We start from the raw sequence: 14,262 nt of genomic DNA on the forward strand, positions 1-14,262 counted from the left end.
GGGCGTCAGCAGTCGCCGTCGAAGCAGAACCGGGCCTCGGCTTCGGCCGTCTTGCGCACGTACAGCGTCACCTCCCGGTCGGCCGCCACCGCCTCGCCCGGGCGCGGTGCCTGCCGCACCACCACCCAGTTGCGGCGGTTGAGCACGAAAAGATGACCGTCGACCGGCACGGTGGTGATCTCGTCGATGTCCAGTTCCCGCAGGACGGTGCGTGCGGGATCGAGGCCGACATCGCGCAGCGGGGGCATCGGTACGGGCCCGCGCGACTCGGTCGAGCCGGCCCGGTCCGTTCCCGCGGCCAGGTGCGCGGGCAGGCACGCCGTCACGGCGGTGGCGAGGGTGACGCCGGTGATCAGGCAGGACAGGGTGCGGTGGGTTGCGCGCATGACATGACCTCCGGGAAGGAGGGGATGAGAACTCCCACCGGTCGAGAACAGGGTGGGTAGCTCGGGGGCACGTCCACCAGGGCGGCCCCGTGACCGGGGCCTGCCGGAAGCGTCGTCGGGCCGGACGCCTCCGGCCGTTCCACTTCCCTATCGTGGCACACCTTTCGCCCGGATTCCCACCCCGGAGAACTCGGTCAGCGCGCGAACCACCGCTGCGGCTCGACGGCGGTGTTTTCGTAGATGTGTTTGGCCTCCTGGTACTCGGCCAGACCGGCCCGCCCCAGCTCGCGGCCCACACCGGAGCGTTTGAAACCACCCCACTCCGCCTGCGGAAGATACGGGCCGAAGTCGTTGATCCACACGGTGCCGTGCCGCAACCCCCTGGCCACGTACTCGGCCTTGCGGGCGTCCCCGGTCCAGACCCCGGCCGCGAGCCCGTAGGTGGTGTCGTTGCCGATCCGCACGGCCGACTCGGCGTCCGGGAACCGCTCCACCGACAGGATCGGCCCGAACGTCTCCTCCTGGACCACCCGCATGTCGCTGCGGCAGCCGTCGAACACCGTGGGCAGGTAGAAGAATCCCTGCGCCAGCGCGGGGTCGTCGGGACGGCGCCCGCCCGTCAGCAGCCGCGCGCCCTCGGCCACCCCGATGTCGACGTAGGACTCCACCTTCTCGCGGTGCTCCGCCGACACCAGCGGTCCGCTCTCGGTGTCGGGATCGAGCCCGTTACCGAGCCGGATGCGCTCCGCGCGGGCCACCAGCTCGGCCACGAACCGTTCGTGTACCGACTCCTCGACCACCAGCCGGGTCCCCGCCGAGCACACCTGGCCCGCGTGGAAGAACACCGCGAGCAGCGCGTAGTCGACGGCGGCCTCGAAGTCGGCGTCCGCGAACACGATGTTGGGGTTCTTGCCGCCGAGTTCCAGCGCCACCTTCTTGACCGTCCGCGCCGCGGCACTCATGATCGCGCGGCCGGTGTCGAGACCGCCCGTGAACGACACGAGATCGACCTCCGGACTGTCGACGAGGGCCGCCCCCACCGTCGTGCCAGAGCCGAGCACCAGGTTCACCACCCCGGGTGGCGCCCCCGCCTCCGCCACCAGTTCGACCAGCTTCACGGTCGTCAGCGGAGTCAGCTCACTGGGCTTGAGCACCATCGTGTTGCCCGCCGCCAGAGCGGGTGCCACCTTCCACGACATCTGCAACAGCGGGTAGTTCCACGGCGCGATCAGCGCGCACACTCCCACCGGCTCGTACAGGACCCGGCTGCGCACGGCCGGGTTTCCCGCGTCCACCAGCCGGCCGGGGTCCGACTCCGCCTGCGCGGCGTAGTACTCGAACACGCCCGTCACGTCGTCGACGTCGATGCCGCCCTCCACGAGGGTCTTGCCGGTGTCCAGCGTCTCCAGCCGTGCGATCTCCGCGCGGTCGCGCTGCAGCAACTCAGCCACTCTGCGCAGCAACCGCGCGCGGCGGCGAGCGGTCCAGCCGCGCCACTGCCCGTGGTCGAACGCCCTGCGCGCGGCCCGCACCGCCGAATGCGCGTCGGTCTCCTCCCCCTCGTCGACCGTGCGGACCAGCGACCGGTCGTAGGGATTCACGACCTCCCTGGTGCCGCCCGCCGACGCGGACGTCCAGCGGCCGTCGAGGAACAGTGTCGGCATGGCGGTTCACCTTCCGGGGTGCGCAGACCGTGTCGGGCGCGGCCAGCACGACGGCACTGGTCTCGCTACCGTGGAGGGCGTGTGCTGCAACCCCTCCTGGCACACCATAAGGGCCCTTCGGCGCACCCACAGTGCGAGCGAGGCGCGGGAGTGATCGGAGGAGCGGCGTGGCGCGCACGAACCACGGCACGGACGGTTCTCGGGTACCGGACACATCGGACGGTGATCGGCAGGGCCGGCGCGAGCTGAAGCGGCTGGTGTTCGTCGGCTCGGCCACGCTGATCGTCGCGCTGTCGGTCTGGGCCATCGTCACGCCGACCGGCGCGGCGGACGCCATCGGCACCGCGGTCGCGTGGATCTCGTCGAGCTTCGGCTGGTACTACTTCCTGGCGGCCACCCTGTACCTCGTCTTCGTGGTCTTCGTGGCACTGTCGCGCTACGGCAGGGTGAAGCTCGGGCCGCAACACTCCACACCCGACTACGGCGTGTTCTCCTGGGCGGCGATGCTGTTCGCCGCCGGCATCGGCATCGATCTCATGTTCTTCTCCGTGGCGGGCCCGGTGAGCCACTACCTCGCCCCACCGGAGGGGCCGGGACAGACCGTGGAGGCCGCGCGCCAGGCGGTCGTATGGACCCTCTTCCACTACGGCATCACCGGATGGGCGATGTACGCGCTCATGGGCATGGTGCTCGGCTACTTCGCGTTCCGCTACCGGCTGCCGCTGGCGATCCGCTCCGCGCTGTACCCGATCATCGGCAGGCGCATCCACGGCCGCGTCGGCGACACCGTGGACCTCGCGGCGATCATCGGCACCATCTTCGGCATCTCGGTGTCGCTGGGCATCGGGGTCGTCCAGCTCAACTACGGCCTGCGCTTCCTGTTCGGTGTCCCGGAGAACGTGGGCGCCCAGCTCGCCCTGGTCGCCCTCGCCGTCGTCATGGCCACGGTGTCGGCGGTGTCGGGTGTGGACAAGGGAATCCGCAGGCTGTCCCAGCTCAACGTCATCCTCGCCGCGGCGCTGATGCTCTACGTCCTGGTGCTGGGAAGCCCCGCGCGACTGTTCAACGCGCTCATCCTCAACATCGGCGACTACGTCAGCCGGTTCCCGTCGATGACGCTGAACACCTTCGCCTACGAACAACCGGTCGAGTGGCTCAACGACTGGACGCTGTTCTTCTGGGCGTGGTGGATCGCGTGGGCGCCGTTCGTGGGCCTGTTCCTGGCACGCATCTCCCGTGGGCGCACCATTCGCCAGTTCGTGGCGGCCACGCTGATCGTGCCGTTCCTGTTCACCCTCACGTTCCTGTCAGTACTGGGCAACAGCGCGATCAGCGTGGTCCGGCAGGGCAACACGGCGTTCGGCGAGACCGCCATGAACGCCCCCGAGCAGGGCTTCTACGGCCTGCTCGCCCAGTACCCCGGGGTCACGTTCAGCGCGGGGCTCGCCACGTTCGTCGGGTTGTTGCTCTACGTGACCTCGGCGGACTCGGGCGCCCTGGTCATGGCCAACCTCAGCTCCCGGCTGCCGACACCCATCACCGACGCCAAGCCGTGGGTCCGCGTGTTCTGGGCCCTGGCCACGGGCCTGCTGACGATGGCGATGCTCATCGTCGGCGGAGTGGACGCCCTCACCAGCGCGACGATCATCATGGGCCTGCCGTTCTCGTTCGTGATGTTTCTGATCATCTGGGGCCTGCACAAGGCGCTTCGGGTGGAACGGTTCCGGGAGGAGGCGCTGCGGACCACCCTGCCGTCGTCGCTGTCGGTCCGTACCACCACCTCACCGGGGCAGGCGCCGGGAACCTGGCGCCACCGGCTCGGGCGCGCGCTCAGCTACCCCGGCACCCGCGCCGCGACCCGGTTCACCGACGAGGTCTGCCGTCCGGCGCTGCACGAGGTGGCCGAGGAGCTGCGCGCTCGCGGTGTCCCCGCGACGGTCTCCGAGGAGCCCGACCCGGACACCGGGCTGCCGCACCTCGCCCTGCGTGTGCCGATGGGCGCCGAGCAGCACTTCGGCTACCGGTTGCGGCCGGTGCGGCGGCGGACCCCTGCCTTCGCGATGCGCTCGGTGGCCGAGCACGACACCTACTACCGCATGGAGGTCCACCTTCCCGAGGGCGGCCAGGGCTACGACGTCATGGGCTACACGCGCGACCAGCTGATCGGCGACGTCCTCGACCAGTACGAACGGCACCTCGAATTCCTGCGCCTGCACCGCGAGACCGAGGCGGGCGAGGTGCTGCCCGACCACGCTGCCCACCCACCGGAGGAACCCACCCCGCGCCAGGAGCGGTGACCGAGCGGTTCAGGCACTCACCGCCAACGCGATCACGAGCGCCAGCCGGGTGGCCGGATCACCCAGGTTCAGCCGGACCACGTCGCCCATCTTGCGCAGGCGGTACCGCACGGTGTTGGGATGGACGTCGAGGGCCGCCGCCGCCGCGCCGAGATCGCCCTGCGCCTCCAGCCACGCCCGCAACGTCGGCACGTAGCGGGTGTGGCGGGCGGCGTCGTGCCGGGCCAGCTCTACGACCGGCCCGCGCGTCGGGTACCGGCCGGCCTCGGCGGCCGTGCGCAGTCGTTGCAGCAGGATCTCGTGCCAGGACTCGTCGTGGTCCACGGGCTCGCCGCCGGGGCGGGTGACGTGCAACGCGAGACACTCGTCGGCCTCGTGGCGGCCCGCCGGGATCTCGCTCAGCTCGCACAGCCCGCCGATCCCGGCCGCCACCGTGACCTGGTCGGGCAGGTCACGGACGAGTTCGGCCACCCACGCGCGAGCCGCCTCCGGGTCGTCGCCACCCGGCAGCAGCGTGTAGACGGTGTTGCCGAACAGCGTGCTGCGCCCCGGCCGCGACCACCCGAAACCCGTCGTGGCCCTGTCGTAGGCCAGCAACACGGCGGCGTGCCGCTCGTCGTCGGCGTGGGCCTGCACCGCCACGACGCGACACGGTCCGGGCGGCAGTCCGAGCTTGCCGCACACCGACGCCGCGTCGGGCGTGCCCTCCAGCAGTTGCAGGACGAGTTCCGACTCGACCTGGCGTTCCAGATCGGCGCTGACCCGGGACCGCAGCAGGTGCAGGGCGACCGCCTCGGCCCCGTCCCTGAGCTGGCGCAGGGCCCGGCCCGTCAGCGGCTCGTCGCAGGTCACCCAGACGGAGCCGAGCAGTTCCCTGCCCGCGCGCACACCCGCCACCATGCGCCCCCGCAGCCCGTGCTCCGGCGACGGAGCCACGAACAGCGGCTCGGCGCTGACGGCGAGATGGCGGAACACCCCGCGCCGCTCGAACAACTCCCGCACCGCCGCCGACACCCGCCGTCCGAGAATGGTGTCGAGGCGCGCCGGGTCGGCGTCCTGCTGCCACGACGAATAGGCGACGACCCGCGACAACCGATCCTCCACGGTGACCTGCCCGCCCACGGTGGCGGCGATCGCGTCGGCCAGCGCGAAAAGGTCGCTCGGCCCGCGCCCCGACTCGGTCTCGCCGCCTTCCAGCACCAGGCCATAGACCACACCGCAGACCTGGCTCCACGACACGGCGGCCTCCACCACGAGCACGGCCACGCGGTGCCGGGCCGCCAGCTCGGCGGCGCGGCCGGGCTCGCCCTCCGCGGTGGAGCGCCCGTCGGGCTCATGCACCAGGACCGCGACCGCCTGGGCCGCGACGGCCAGCTCCACCGCCCGCACCAGGTCACGCTCACCCACCGCCAGCACGGCGTCACCCGTGGCCGACTCCGGTGCCGCCGGGTCGTGTACGACGACGCTGTGCAGGGCAGCCTCCCTCGACGGCACCGAGGCCAGCGGGCGCACACCGTACCCGCTCAGGACGTTGATGAGCCGATCGAGTGTCACCATGCCCGCGAGTCTCCCTCGCTGGCCGCCACACACAAAGTGCGGCGGCGAGATTGTCCGCTTCCGACAACCTGGCCCCGGCGCCGGTCGGTCACGCTGGGAGCGCAACGGCGCACGAGCCCACGAGGAGGCAGGCGGTCATGGACGAACACACGCGGATCGACGGTGGTCCCCGCACGGCGGTGGTGGTCGGGGCCGGCATCGTGGGCCTGTCGACGGCCTGGTTCCTCCAGGACCACGGGGTGGAGGTCACCGTCGTCGACCGGGACGACGTCGCGGCCGGTGCCTCGTGGGGCAACGCGGGCTGGCTCTCTCCCGGGCTGGCCATCCCGCTCAACGAGCCGAGCGTGCTGCGCTACGGGCTGCGCACGCTGCTCGACCGGGACGCGCCCCTGCACGTGCCCGCCACCCTGGACGTCGGCCTGTGGCGGTTTCTCACCCGGTTCGCGGCCCACTGCACATGGGGCGCGTGGCAGCGGGCCGCCAGGGCGAACCTGCCGCTCAACGCCGAGTGCCTCGCCGCGTTCGACGTGCTCGCCGCGGGCGGGGTGAGCGCGCCGACGGTCAGCGCCCCGATCACGGCCCTGTTCACGTCGCGGAGACAGGCCACCGGGCTGCTGCGGGAACTGCGGCGCATCACCGCCGAGGGCGGCGAGATCACCTACCGTGGCCTCTCCGGAGACGAGGTGCGGGACCTGGCGCCACAGGCGTCGCCGCGCATCGGCGCGGGGGTGCGGCTGGAAGGCCAGCGCTTCGTCGACCCCGGCGCGTTCACCAGGGCGCTCGCCGACTCCGTACGCGAGCGCGGCGGCACGATCCGCACGGGCTTCGACGTCCGCGACGTCCGCCCGCACGACCACGCGGTCACACTGGAGGCCCGTTCGGGCGAGCTGGTCTCGGCGAGCGCCGCCGTGCTGGCGAACGGATCGTGGCTGAGCAGGTTGTCCCGGCGGGCCGGGGTCCGGGTTCCGGTCCGCGCGGGTCGCGGCTACTCGTTCACGGTGCCCACCGATCGTCCCGTGCCCGGCCCCGTCTACCTGCCGGACGTGCGGGTCGCGTGTACGCCGTACCGGGACGCGCTGCGGGTGGCAGGCACCATGGAGTTCCAGGGGCCCGACGCCGCACTCGACCACCGGCGGATCGAGGCCATCGTCGCCTCGGCCCGCGGCCTGCTCGACGGCGTACGTTGGGACGAGCGCCGGGACGAGTGGGTCGGCCCGAGGCCGGTCACTCCGGACGGCAAGCCGCTGATCGGCGCCACCGCCGCACCCGGCGTGTACGTCGCGGGAGGACACGGCATGTGGGGCCTGACCCAGGGCCCGATCACGGGACAGCTGCTCGCGGAGCAGATCGTCACGGGCAAGCGTCCCGAGGCGCTGCGCCCGCTCGACCCGTTGCGCTGACCGTCCGGTGTGGCCGGTATCGTGCCCGTGTTACAGCGTTGGCAACGATTCCGCCCGACCGGTTGTCACTCTTCCTTGTGATGCGACTTTCACCATGCTGTTTGCACCCCTAGTGTTCATGCCGTCAAGGATGATGCTTCGTCAGCACAGCCTGGGGTCCGGATGCGTGTCCGGAGGGGACAGCCATGAACAAGAGTGCCGAGCAGATCGTCGTCGGTGACCGGATCACCTACCTCGCGGGAACACCGGTCGGGATGGAGAAGTTGTTCAGCAACGGGGAGGTCGTCGCCTACCCCATCTCCGATCCCTACACCTCCGTCCTGTGGTACCCGACCCGGCCCGACGACGCGGGCCACGACACCGAACCCGTGTGGGTGCGTCACGACAAGGTCGTCGACGTGGCCTCCGTGGACTGCGACTGAGTGAGGCGAAGGCGCAGGCGGCCCGAGCGCGCCGCCTGCGCCTTCGTGTGTCTCCGGCCCCGACGTGACGGCACGCGGGAGCGGCGCGGCAACCTGTGACGCAGCTGTGAATTCCGGCAGTGAATCCTCATACCACTTGCGCGGTTCCGGTGGGACGATGTGAGACTCAACCCCACCCGAACGAGGGACATCCTGTCGAGGAAGGACTGCTGTGGCTGACGGTGATCTCACCCGCAGGCGGTTTCTGCGCCGCACCGCCCTGGTCGGCGCGGGAATCGCGGTACCGCTGACCTCCGGGTACGTGGGCTACCGCCTCCCGCGAGGCGACGACGCGAGCGCCGCGGAGCCCCAGCCGCCCGCCCAACCCGACGGCGTCCACCACTTCCGGTCCCGCCCCGACCTCCGGCCACCGAAACTGACGATCACCGAGGCGGGCACCCCGCCCGCGGAGCCGGAGTACCTGTTCCTGTCCCCCAAGGCGTACCAGGCCAGCAGCCCCAGCCAGCCGGGCTGCGCCGTCATCGACCGGCGCGGCAGGCCGATCTGGTTCCTGCCCCGGGAGGGCCCCGACCTGGTCCCGATGGATTTCACCGTGCAGACCTATCGGGGCGAGCCCGTGCTCACCTGGTGGCAGGGCAAGGTGCTCAGCGGCTACGGCCACGGAGCCGGGATCGTCTACGACCGCTCCTACCAGCAGATCGCCGAGGTCAGGATGGGTGGCGGCAAGCAGGCCGACCTCCACGAGTTCCTGATCACCGAGGACGACACCGCCCTGCTGATGGCCTACCACCCGGTGCGGACCGACCTCACCTCGATCGGCGGCGCCGCCGACGGCTGGGTCCACGCCGGGATCGTGCAGGAGGTCGATATCGCCAGTGGCGACGTGCTGTTCGAGTGGAACAGCCTTGACCACATCGCCGTGGACGAGACCTACCAGGACCTCGGCGACTCCGGTACCGAGGAGAAGCCCTTCGACTACATCCACCTCAACTCCATCGAACCGACCGGCGACGGCGGGCTCGTCCTCTCCGCGCGCAACACGTGGGCGCTCTACCGGATCTCGCGATCCACCGGCGAGGTGGACTGGCGCATGCACGGCCGCAAGTCCGACTTCGAGCTGGAGGATCTGGCCCGGTTCTCCTGGCAGCACGACGCGCGCCTGCACTCGAATGACCGGCTGGCACTGTTCGACAACTCGTCGTCGCCACCGCAGGGGCCGCACTCCCGCGGGCTCGTGCTGCGCGTGGACTACGAGCGCCGCACGGTGGCCGTGGAGAACGAGTTCGTCCACCCCGCCCGGCTGCGTGCCGACAACCAGGGCAGCATGCAGCTGCGCGAGGACGGTGGCGCCCTCGTGGGCTGGGGTTCGCAGCCCTACACCTCCGAGTTCGACTCCGACGCCGAGCTGGTGTTCGACAGCCGGTTCCCGGAACCCGACCAGTCCTACCGCGCCCGCACGCTCGACTGGGTCGGCACCCCGGCCGAGAAGCCCGCGATCGCCGTGGGCTCCAACACGGCGGGTGGCCGCACCGTCTACGTCAGCTGGAACGGCTCCACCGAGGTCGCGCAGTGGCGCGTGCTCGCGGGCGAATCGCGCTCGTCGCTGGAAACCGTGGCGACCGCGCCCCGCAGCGGTTTCGAGACGGCCGTGGTGGCGGGTAGCGAGGGGCCGTACTTCGCCGCGATCGCGCTGGACGAGCAGGGCGAGGAACTGGCCCAGTCCGACCCCGTGCGGGAGTAGCGAGCCCGGCGCCGGACGGCGGAGGGTAGGGCGTGCCTCGACCGGCGACCGGGCTCTGGCAAACTCAGCCACGCAAGCCCAGCCGGATCGTCTCCCAGTGGGAACCCGGTTGGGCCTTTCTTCGCTCGCGGGACCACCGCCTCGTGGCGGGTCCCCAGGCGTAGCCACTCCCGCACGGCGGGGAGCAGCGCACGGCCCGGCTCAGCGAACAGTCAGGACGATCTTGCCTTTCGCCGACCGGGTGTCCAGTTCGGTCAGTGCCGTGGCGGTGTCCGCCAGCGGGTAGGTCGCGCCGACCGGCGGGTCGAGCACGCCGTCGGCGAGCAGCGGGTACAGCTCGTCCCACTGCTGCCGGAGGTACTCACGCCGCGTCGCCCAGAACGCTCCCCAGCCGACCCCCACGACGGCGATGTTGTTCAGCAGCAGCCGGTTCACCTTCACCGTGGGGATCTCCCCCGCCGTGAAGCCGATGACGAGCAACCGCCCCTCGGGAGCCAGGCTGCGCAGCGAGTCGGTGAACCGGTCCCCGCCGACCGGGTCGACGACCACGTCGACACCCCGGCCGCCGGTGAACTCCTTCGCCGCCGCGCGGAAGTCCCCTGGCGAGGCGGTGGCGTGCGCACCGGCACGCCGCGCGAGTTCGGCCTTCTCCGCCGAGGACGTCACCGCGATGACCCGCGCGCCCAGCGCGGCGGCGAGCTGCACCGCCGCGGTACCCACCCCGCCGCCCGCGCCCTGCACCAGCACCGTCTCCCCCGCCCGCAGCGCGGCACGGCGGGTTAGGGCGAAGTGCACGGTGAGGTAGTTCATCGGCACGGCCGCGGCCGAGGTGAAGGACATCCTGCCGGGAAGCGGGAAGACGGCGTCGGAGGGCACGGCCACCGTCTCGGCGAACCCGCCGAGCCCGGGAAACGCCGCCACGCGGTCGCCCGCGCGCACCGGCGCGTCCGAGGGAGCCGCCCGCACCACCCCCGCGACCTCCGTGCCCGGGACGAACGGCGGATCGGGTTTGTACTGGTAGAGACCCCGGGTCTGGAGCAGGTCGGGAAACGTCACCCCGGCCGCATGGACGTCGATCACCACGGCGTCGCCGGCGTCCGGCTCCGGAATGTCGGCGACCCGCACCGAGGCCGGTCCGTCGAGTGTGGTGATCTGCGCAGCTCGCATGCGTGACTCCTTCGTCGGGGCGCGACAGAGCCACACCATACTGAGCAAGCGCTCACTACAGCGAGGCCGGTGTGACGGGCACCACGCCTCAGCTCGCATACCCCTGACGCTCCAGGCTCACGAGCAGTTCCTCCCGAGCCCGAGCCACCCGCGACCGGATGGTGCCCACCGGACAGGAACAGATCTCGGCGGCTTCGGCGTAGCTGAAGCCGAGGAGCTGGGTAAGCACGAGCGCCTCCCTGCGCTCCGGTTCGAGCTGGTCGAGCAGCATCCGGGTGTCCACGGCGGCCTCGAATCCGGGGGACGGCGCCTGCCCGCGGCGGTCCTGTTCCGCCACAGCGTCCCAGCCCCGGTCCGAGAGCCTGGGCCGCGCCGACTCGCGGCGGATGGCGTCGGCAGCGACACGGCGTGCGATGGCGAGCAGCCACGTGCGGGACGACGAACGACCGGCGAAACGGGGCAGTGCGGTGACCGCACGGAGGTAGGTCTCCTGCGTCAGGTCGTCCGCGGCCTCGTGGCCGTTGAGATGCACGAGAAATCGCCACACATCGGCCTGCGTGCGCCTGACCCAGGCCGCGAACGCGGCGTCGTCACCATGAGCGGCCGCCAGCGCCAGCTCGGTGATCGCGGCGTCGTCGCGGCACCCACGTGAACTCACAATCTCGCACAGTAGCCGAGGGTGCGGGAACTCGACAGCACCTTTGGGCGACCATTACGGGGTGGACTGTTCGAGTTTCCGGGAGGCCCTCTCGGCACGACTGGACGGCGAGGACGAGGGACTGGCCCCCGAGCGGGTGGACCGGCATCTCGACGGCTGCGCGTCCTGTCGCCTCTGGTGGGAACGAAGCACACGACTGCATCGGACGATGCGGCTGACGGAGGCACCCCCGGTTCCCGACCTCAGCGAGCGGATCGTCACCGCCGCCGCACCGCCACGACGGGAGAGGTGGGCAGCCCGGGTCGCCCTGGCGGTGGTCGCACTCGCCCAGTCCGGACTCGGTGTGGCGCAGTTGCTCGGCGTGGGAGCGGGGCACCTCGCACATTCCGGCCAGGGCGCGGCCCACCTCGGCAACGAGAGCGCGGCGTGGAACCTGGCGGTGGGAATCGGGCTGTTGTGGGCGTCCCTGCGTCCGGCGTCGGCGGGAGGACAACTCCCCGCGCTGACCGGATTCGCTCTCGTACTCGCAGGCGTGTCGGCCGCCGATCTCGCGAGTGGCAGCGTCACCACGGAGCGGGTGCTGACCCACGGCATCATGCTCGCCGGGCTGTGCCTGCTCTTCGTCGTGCATCGGCAGAGCCGGACGAGCGACCCCGCGCCCACCAGCGCGAGCGCGCTTCCCGAGCGCGTCGCCGACGACACTGCACGGCGGCTCACGCTCGCGCACGGGCGGACGGCCGCGCCTCGCGATCGCCTGCGCCGCCGCCCGTTCGCCCGGCGGCGCGCCGCGTGACCCGCACTCGACCCGGGCCACTCGCGATGTGATCTAGCTCATAAGTTTGCGGCGCGCCGAACTCGGCCGACTGAGAACGCGACCAGTGGTGTGGACCATCGCGCTCTCGCGCCCGAGGCGACAGGAAAGTGGATGTCATGAGCGTCGACGACACCTCCGACACGCGGCACGACGCCCGAACGGAACCGGACCCACCCACACGGTCCGGACCGCCGGGCACCTGGAGCGGGCTGCGACCGCTCCTGCTTCGACTGCACTTCTACGCCGGCGTTTTCGTCGCGCCGTTTCTCGTGGTCGCCGCGCTCAGCGGGCTGCTCTACGTCTTCACGCCGCAACTCGACGAAGCGGTGTACCACGACATCGTTCACGTCCCCGACCAGAGCACCTCGGTGCCCCTTGCCGAGCAGGTCGACGCGGGTATGGCCGCGCGGCCCGGCGACGACCTGCTGGCCGTGCGGCCCGCCCCGACCGGCACCGACGCGACGCAGGTCATCTTCGAGGCGCCCGACCTTCCCGCCAGCTACCGCCGTACCGCGTTCGTCGATCCGCACACGGCGGAGGTGACCGGGGTGCTGGAGACGTACGGCAGCGGGCAGGCGCTGCCGATCCGGGCGTGGGTGGACAACCTGCACCGCGGTCTTCACCTCGGCGATGCCGGGCGCCTCTACAGCGAGCTGGCCGCCAGCTGGCTCTGGGTCGTGGCTCTCGGCGGTGTGGTCCTGTGGCTGAGCAAACGCCGCAGGCGGACCCTGCTGCGACCGGAGCCGGGCGCCACGGGGCGGCGCCGGGTCCTGACCTGGCACGGTGCGACGGGCCTGTGGGTCGCGGTCGGGCTGGTCTTCCTGTCGGCCACCGGACTGACCTGGTCGCAGCACGCCGGTGCGAACATCACCGACGTCCGCTCGGCGTTGTCGTGGGAAACGCCCGCCGTGTCCACGGCACTGCCCGAGTCGGCCATGCCCGGACCCGACGTCGGACTGGATCGCGTCGTGGCCGTTGCGCGCGACCACGGCGTCGTCGGCGAGATCGAGGTGGTCGGCCCGGCGATGCCGGGCGAGGCCTACGTCGTGCAGCAGGTTGGCAGGCAGTGGCCCAGCCAACAGGATTCGGTGGCGATCGATCCCGCGACCGCCCAGGTGGTCGAGACACTGCGCTTCGAGGACTACCCGCTCATGGCGAAGCTCGCGCGGTGGGGCATCGACGCCCACATGGGCCTGCTGTTTGGGTGGGTGAACCAGCTGGTGCTGGTCGCACTCGGCACGGGCCTGCTCTCGGTGATCTTCTGGGGCTACCGCATGTGGTGGCTCCGCCGTCCCCGCCGCGACGGTGCCAGCGCGTTCGGCAGGCCACCCGAGCGCGGCGCGTGGCGGCGGGTTCCGGGCACGGTGCTCGCACCACTGGTGGTGCTACTGGCGTTCGTCGCCTACTTCGTGCCGCTGCTCGGTGTGTCGCTGCTGGCGTTCTGGGCGTGGGACGCGCTTCTGGGGTGGCGGGCGCGAAGGTCGAAGGTCAGGCAGGAGGCGGGGTCGTGATCGAGTCGCTGTTGCTGCGCTGGGTGCTGACCGGAGTGTTCGCCGCGATCACCGTGTGGTGCGCGCGGGTGCTTCTCGCCAGGCCGACCCGCCCGGCGGGCCGGATCGACGCCGCCTGCCACGTGCTGATGGGACTCGCCATGGTGGCCATGACCTGGCCGTGGGGCATGACCGTGCCCACCACACCGCAGGTCGTGATTTTCGGGACGGCCTGCCTGTGGTTCGCGAGCCGGGTGGCCTTCGGGGCCGAGCACGGCGGAGCACACGCGCCTCGGCCACGCCTGGCCGGAACACACCATGCCGTGCTGATGGCGGGCATGGCGTGGATGGCCGTCTCGATGCCGGGACCGCTCGGCGCGCCCGGGAGCGGCTCCGGTGGTCACCACCACGCCTCGGGCGGCGGTGCGGCGTCGATGTCCGCCGACACCGCCACCACGGCGTTGCTGGTGGGGCACATCGTGCTCGGCGTGGTCTTCGTCGCGCTGTGCCTGCCGTGGCTGGCGCGGGCGTTCGACCTGGGCCGCAGGCTGCCGGACCCGGGCGCGCCCCGGCTTGGCCACGTGGTCGCCGACAGCACGTGTCACGCCCTCATGAGCTTCGGGATGGGAGTCCTGTTCCTGGCGCTGGCCACGGCGACCGGCTGAG

12 protein-coding genes are annotated in these 14,262 nt (G+C 71.5%); 7 read left to right on the top strand and 5 right to left on the bottom strand.

Features of this window, described 5'->3' with window-relative positions; translation table 11 throughout:
- Positions 1-5: 5 nt before the first annotated feature.
- Together FFT09_RS04415 and FFT09_RS04420 are read right to left on the bottom strand one after the other, a co-directional pair.
- Entirely contained in the window at positions 6-386 is a 381-nt protein-coding gene (locus tag FFT09_RS04415) for a PASTA domain-containing protein (protein WP_081190844.1), read from the bottom strand.
- Between the two features lie 194 nt (positions 387-580).
- A complete protein-coding gene (locus tag FFT09_RS04420) occupies positions 581-2,050 on the bottom strand; it encodes an aldehyde dehydrogenase family protein (RefSeq protein ID WP_081190845.1) in 1,470 nt (489 codons plus the stop codon).
- 167 nt (positions 2,051-2,217) lie between these two features.
- On the opposite strand from FFT09_RS04420, the gene betT reads away from it, so the two are divergent.
- Complete coding sequence (betT, locus tag FFT09_RS04425) at positions 2,218-4,347, top strand: choline BCCT transporter BetT (RefSeq protein WP_081190846.1); 2,130 nt, start codon at positions 2,218-2,220, stop codon at positions 4,345-4,347.
- 9 nt (positions 4,348-4,356) lie between these two features.
- Here betT and FFT09_RS04430 read toward each other — a convergent pair whose 3' ends face one another.
- Complete coding sequence (locus FFT09_RS04430) at positions 4,357-5,904, bottom strand: PucR family transcriptional regulator (RefSeq protein WP_081190847.1); 1,548 nt, start codon at positions 5,902-5,904, stop codon at positions 4,357-4,359.
- 137 nt (positions 5,905-6,041) lie between these two features.
- Here FFT09_RS04430 and FFT09_RS04435 point away from each other — a divergent pair, with 137 nt between their 5' ends.
- The 3 genes from FFT09_RS04435 (at position 6,042) to FFT09_RS04445 (ending at position 9,467) form a co-directional block, all read left to right on the top strand.
- Positions 6,042-7,304: an NAD(P)/FAD-dependent oxidoreductase gene (locus tag FFT09_RS04435; RefSeq protein WP_138381891.1), complete on the top strand. Its 1,263-nt coding sequence runs from the start codon at positions 6,042-6,044 to the stop codon at positions 7,302-7,304.
- Between the two features lie 185 nt (positions 7,305-7,489).
- The gene (locus FFT09_RS04440) at positions 7,490-7,726 is read left to right on the top strand and encodes a hypothetical protein (RefSeq protein WP_024874474.1); all 237 of its coding nucleotides are present in this window, start codon (positions 7,490-7,492) and stop codon (positions 7,724-7,726) included.
- Positions 7,727-7,937: 211 nt separating this feature from the next.
- The gene (locus FFT09_RS04445) at positions 7,938-9,467 is read left to right on the top strand and encodes an arylsulfotransferase family protein (protein WP_081190849.1); all 1,530 of its coding nucleotides are present in this window, start codon (positions 7,938-7,940) and stop codon (positions 9,465-9,467) included.
- 201 nt (positions 9,468-9,668) lie between these two features.
- On the opposite strand, the gene FFT09_RS04450 is transcribed toward FFT09_RS04445, so the two are convergent.
- Positions 9,669-10,634, bottom strand: a complete 966-nt coding sequence (locus FFT09_RS04450; protein WP_138381892.1) for an NADPH:quinone oxidoreductase family protein — start codon at positions 10,632-10,634, stop codon at positions 9,669-9,671.
- 88 nt (positions 10,635-10,722) lie between these two features.
- Positions 10,723-11,292, bottom strand: a complete 570-nt coding sequence (locus tag FFT09_RS04455) for a sigma-70 family RNA polymerase sigma factor (protein ID WP_138381893.1) — start codon at positions 11,290-11,292, stop codon at positions 10,723-10,725.
- A 61-nt stretch (positions 11,293-11,353) separates the two neighbouring features.
- Between FFT09_RS04455 and FFT09_RS04460 the strand changes: the two genes are divergently transcribed.
- The 3 genes from FFT09_RS04460 to FFT09_RS04470 all read left to right on the top strand — a co-directional run bounded on the left by FFT09_RS04460 (position 11,354) and on the right by FFT09_RS04470 (position 14,261).
- The gene (locus tag FFT09_RS04460; protein ID WP_138381894.1) at positions 11,354-12,085 is read left to right on the top strand and encodes a zf-HC2 domain-containing protein; all 732 of its coding nucleotides are present in this window, start codon (positions 11,354-11,356) and stop codon (positions 12,083-12,085) included.
- Between the two features lie 137 nt (positions 12,086-12,222).
- Positions 12,223-13,617 carry a PepSY-associated TM helix domain-containing protein gene (locus FFT09_RS04465; protein WP_081190853.1) on the top strand — a complete coding sequence of 465 codons (1,395 nt, stop codon included), beginning with the start codon at positions 12,223-12,225 and terminating at the stop codon, positions 13,615-13,617.
- Positions 13,614-14,261: a DUF5134 domain-containing protein gene (locus tag FFT09_RS04470; protein WP_138381895.1), complete on the top strand. Its 648-nt coding sequence runs from the start codon at positions 13,614-13,616 to the stop codon at positions 14,259-14,261. Before FFT09_RS04465 ends, FFT09_RS04470 begins: the two co-directional genes overlap by 4 nt.
- The last annotated feature ends 1 nt before the right edge of the window (position 14,262 follow it).

Origin of the sequence: Saccharomonospora piscinae, from assembly GCF_005862235.1 — a bacterium.
GTDB lineage: Bacteria > Actinomycetota > Actinomycetes > Mycobacteriales > Pseudonocardiaceae > Saccharomonospora > Saccharomonospora piscinae.

Bases quoted from the DNA above. Each gene is read 5' to 3' on its own strand.
- FFT09_RS04415 (WP_081190844.1), bottom strand. From the start codon at position 386: ATGCGCGCAACCCACCGCACCCTGTCCTGCCTGATCACCGGCGTCACC.
- FFT09_RS04420 (WP_081190845.1), bottom strand. From the start codon at position 2,050: ATGCCGACACTGTTCCTCGACGGCCGCTGGACGTCCGCGTCGGCGGGC.
- FFT09_RS04430 (WP_081190847.1), bottom strand. From the start codon at position 5,904: ATGGTGACACTCGATCGGCTCATCAACGTCCTGAGCGGGTACGGTGTG.
- FFT09_RS04435 (WP_138381891.1), top strand. From the start codon at position 6,042: ATGGACGAACACACGCGGATCGACGGTGGTCCCCGCACGGCGGTGGTG.
- FFT09_RS04440 (WP_024874474.1), top strand. From the start codon at position 7,490: ATGAACAAGAGTGCCGAGCAGATCGTCGTCGGTGACCGGATCACCTAC.
- FFT09_RS04450 (WP_138381892.1), bottom strand. From the start codon at position 10,634: ATGCGAGCTGCGCAGATCACCACACTCGACGGACCGGCCTCGGTGCGG.
- FFT09_RS04465 (WP_081190853.1), top strand. From the start codon at position 12,223: ATGAGCGTCGACGACACCTCCGACACGCGGCACGACGCCCGAACGGAA.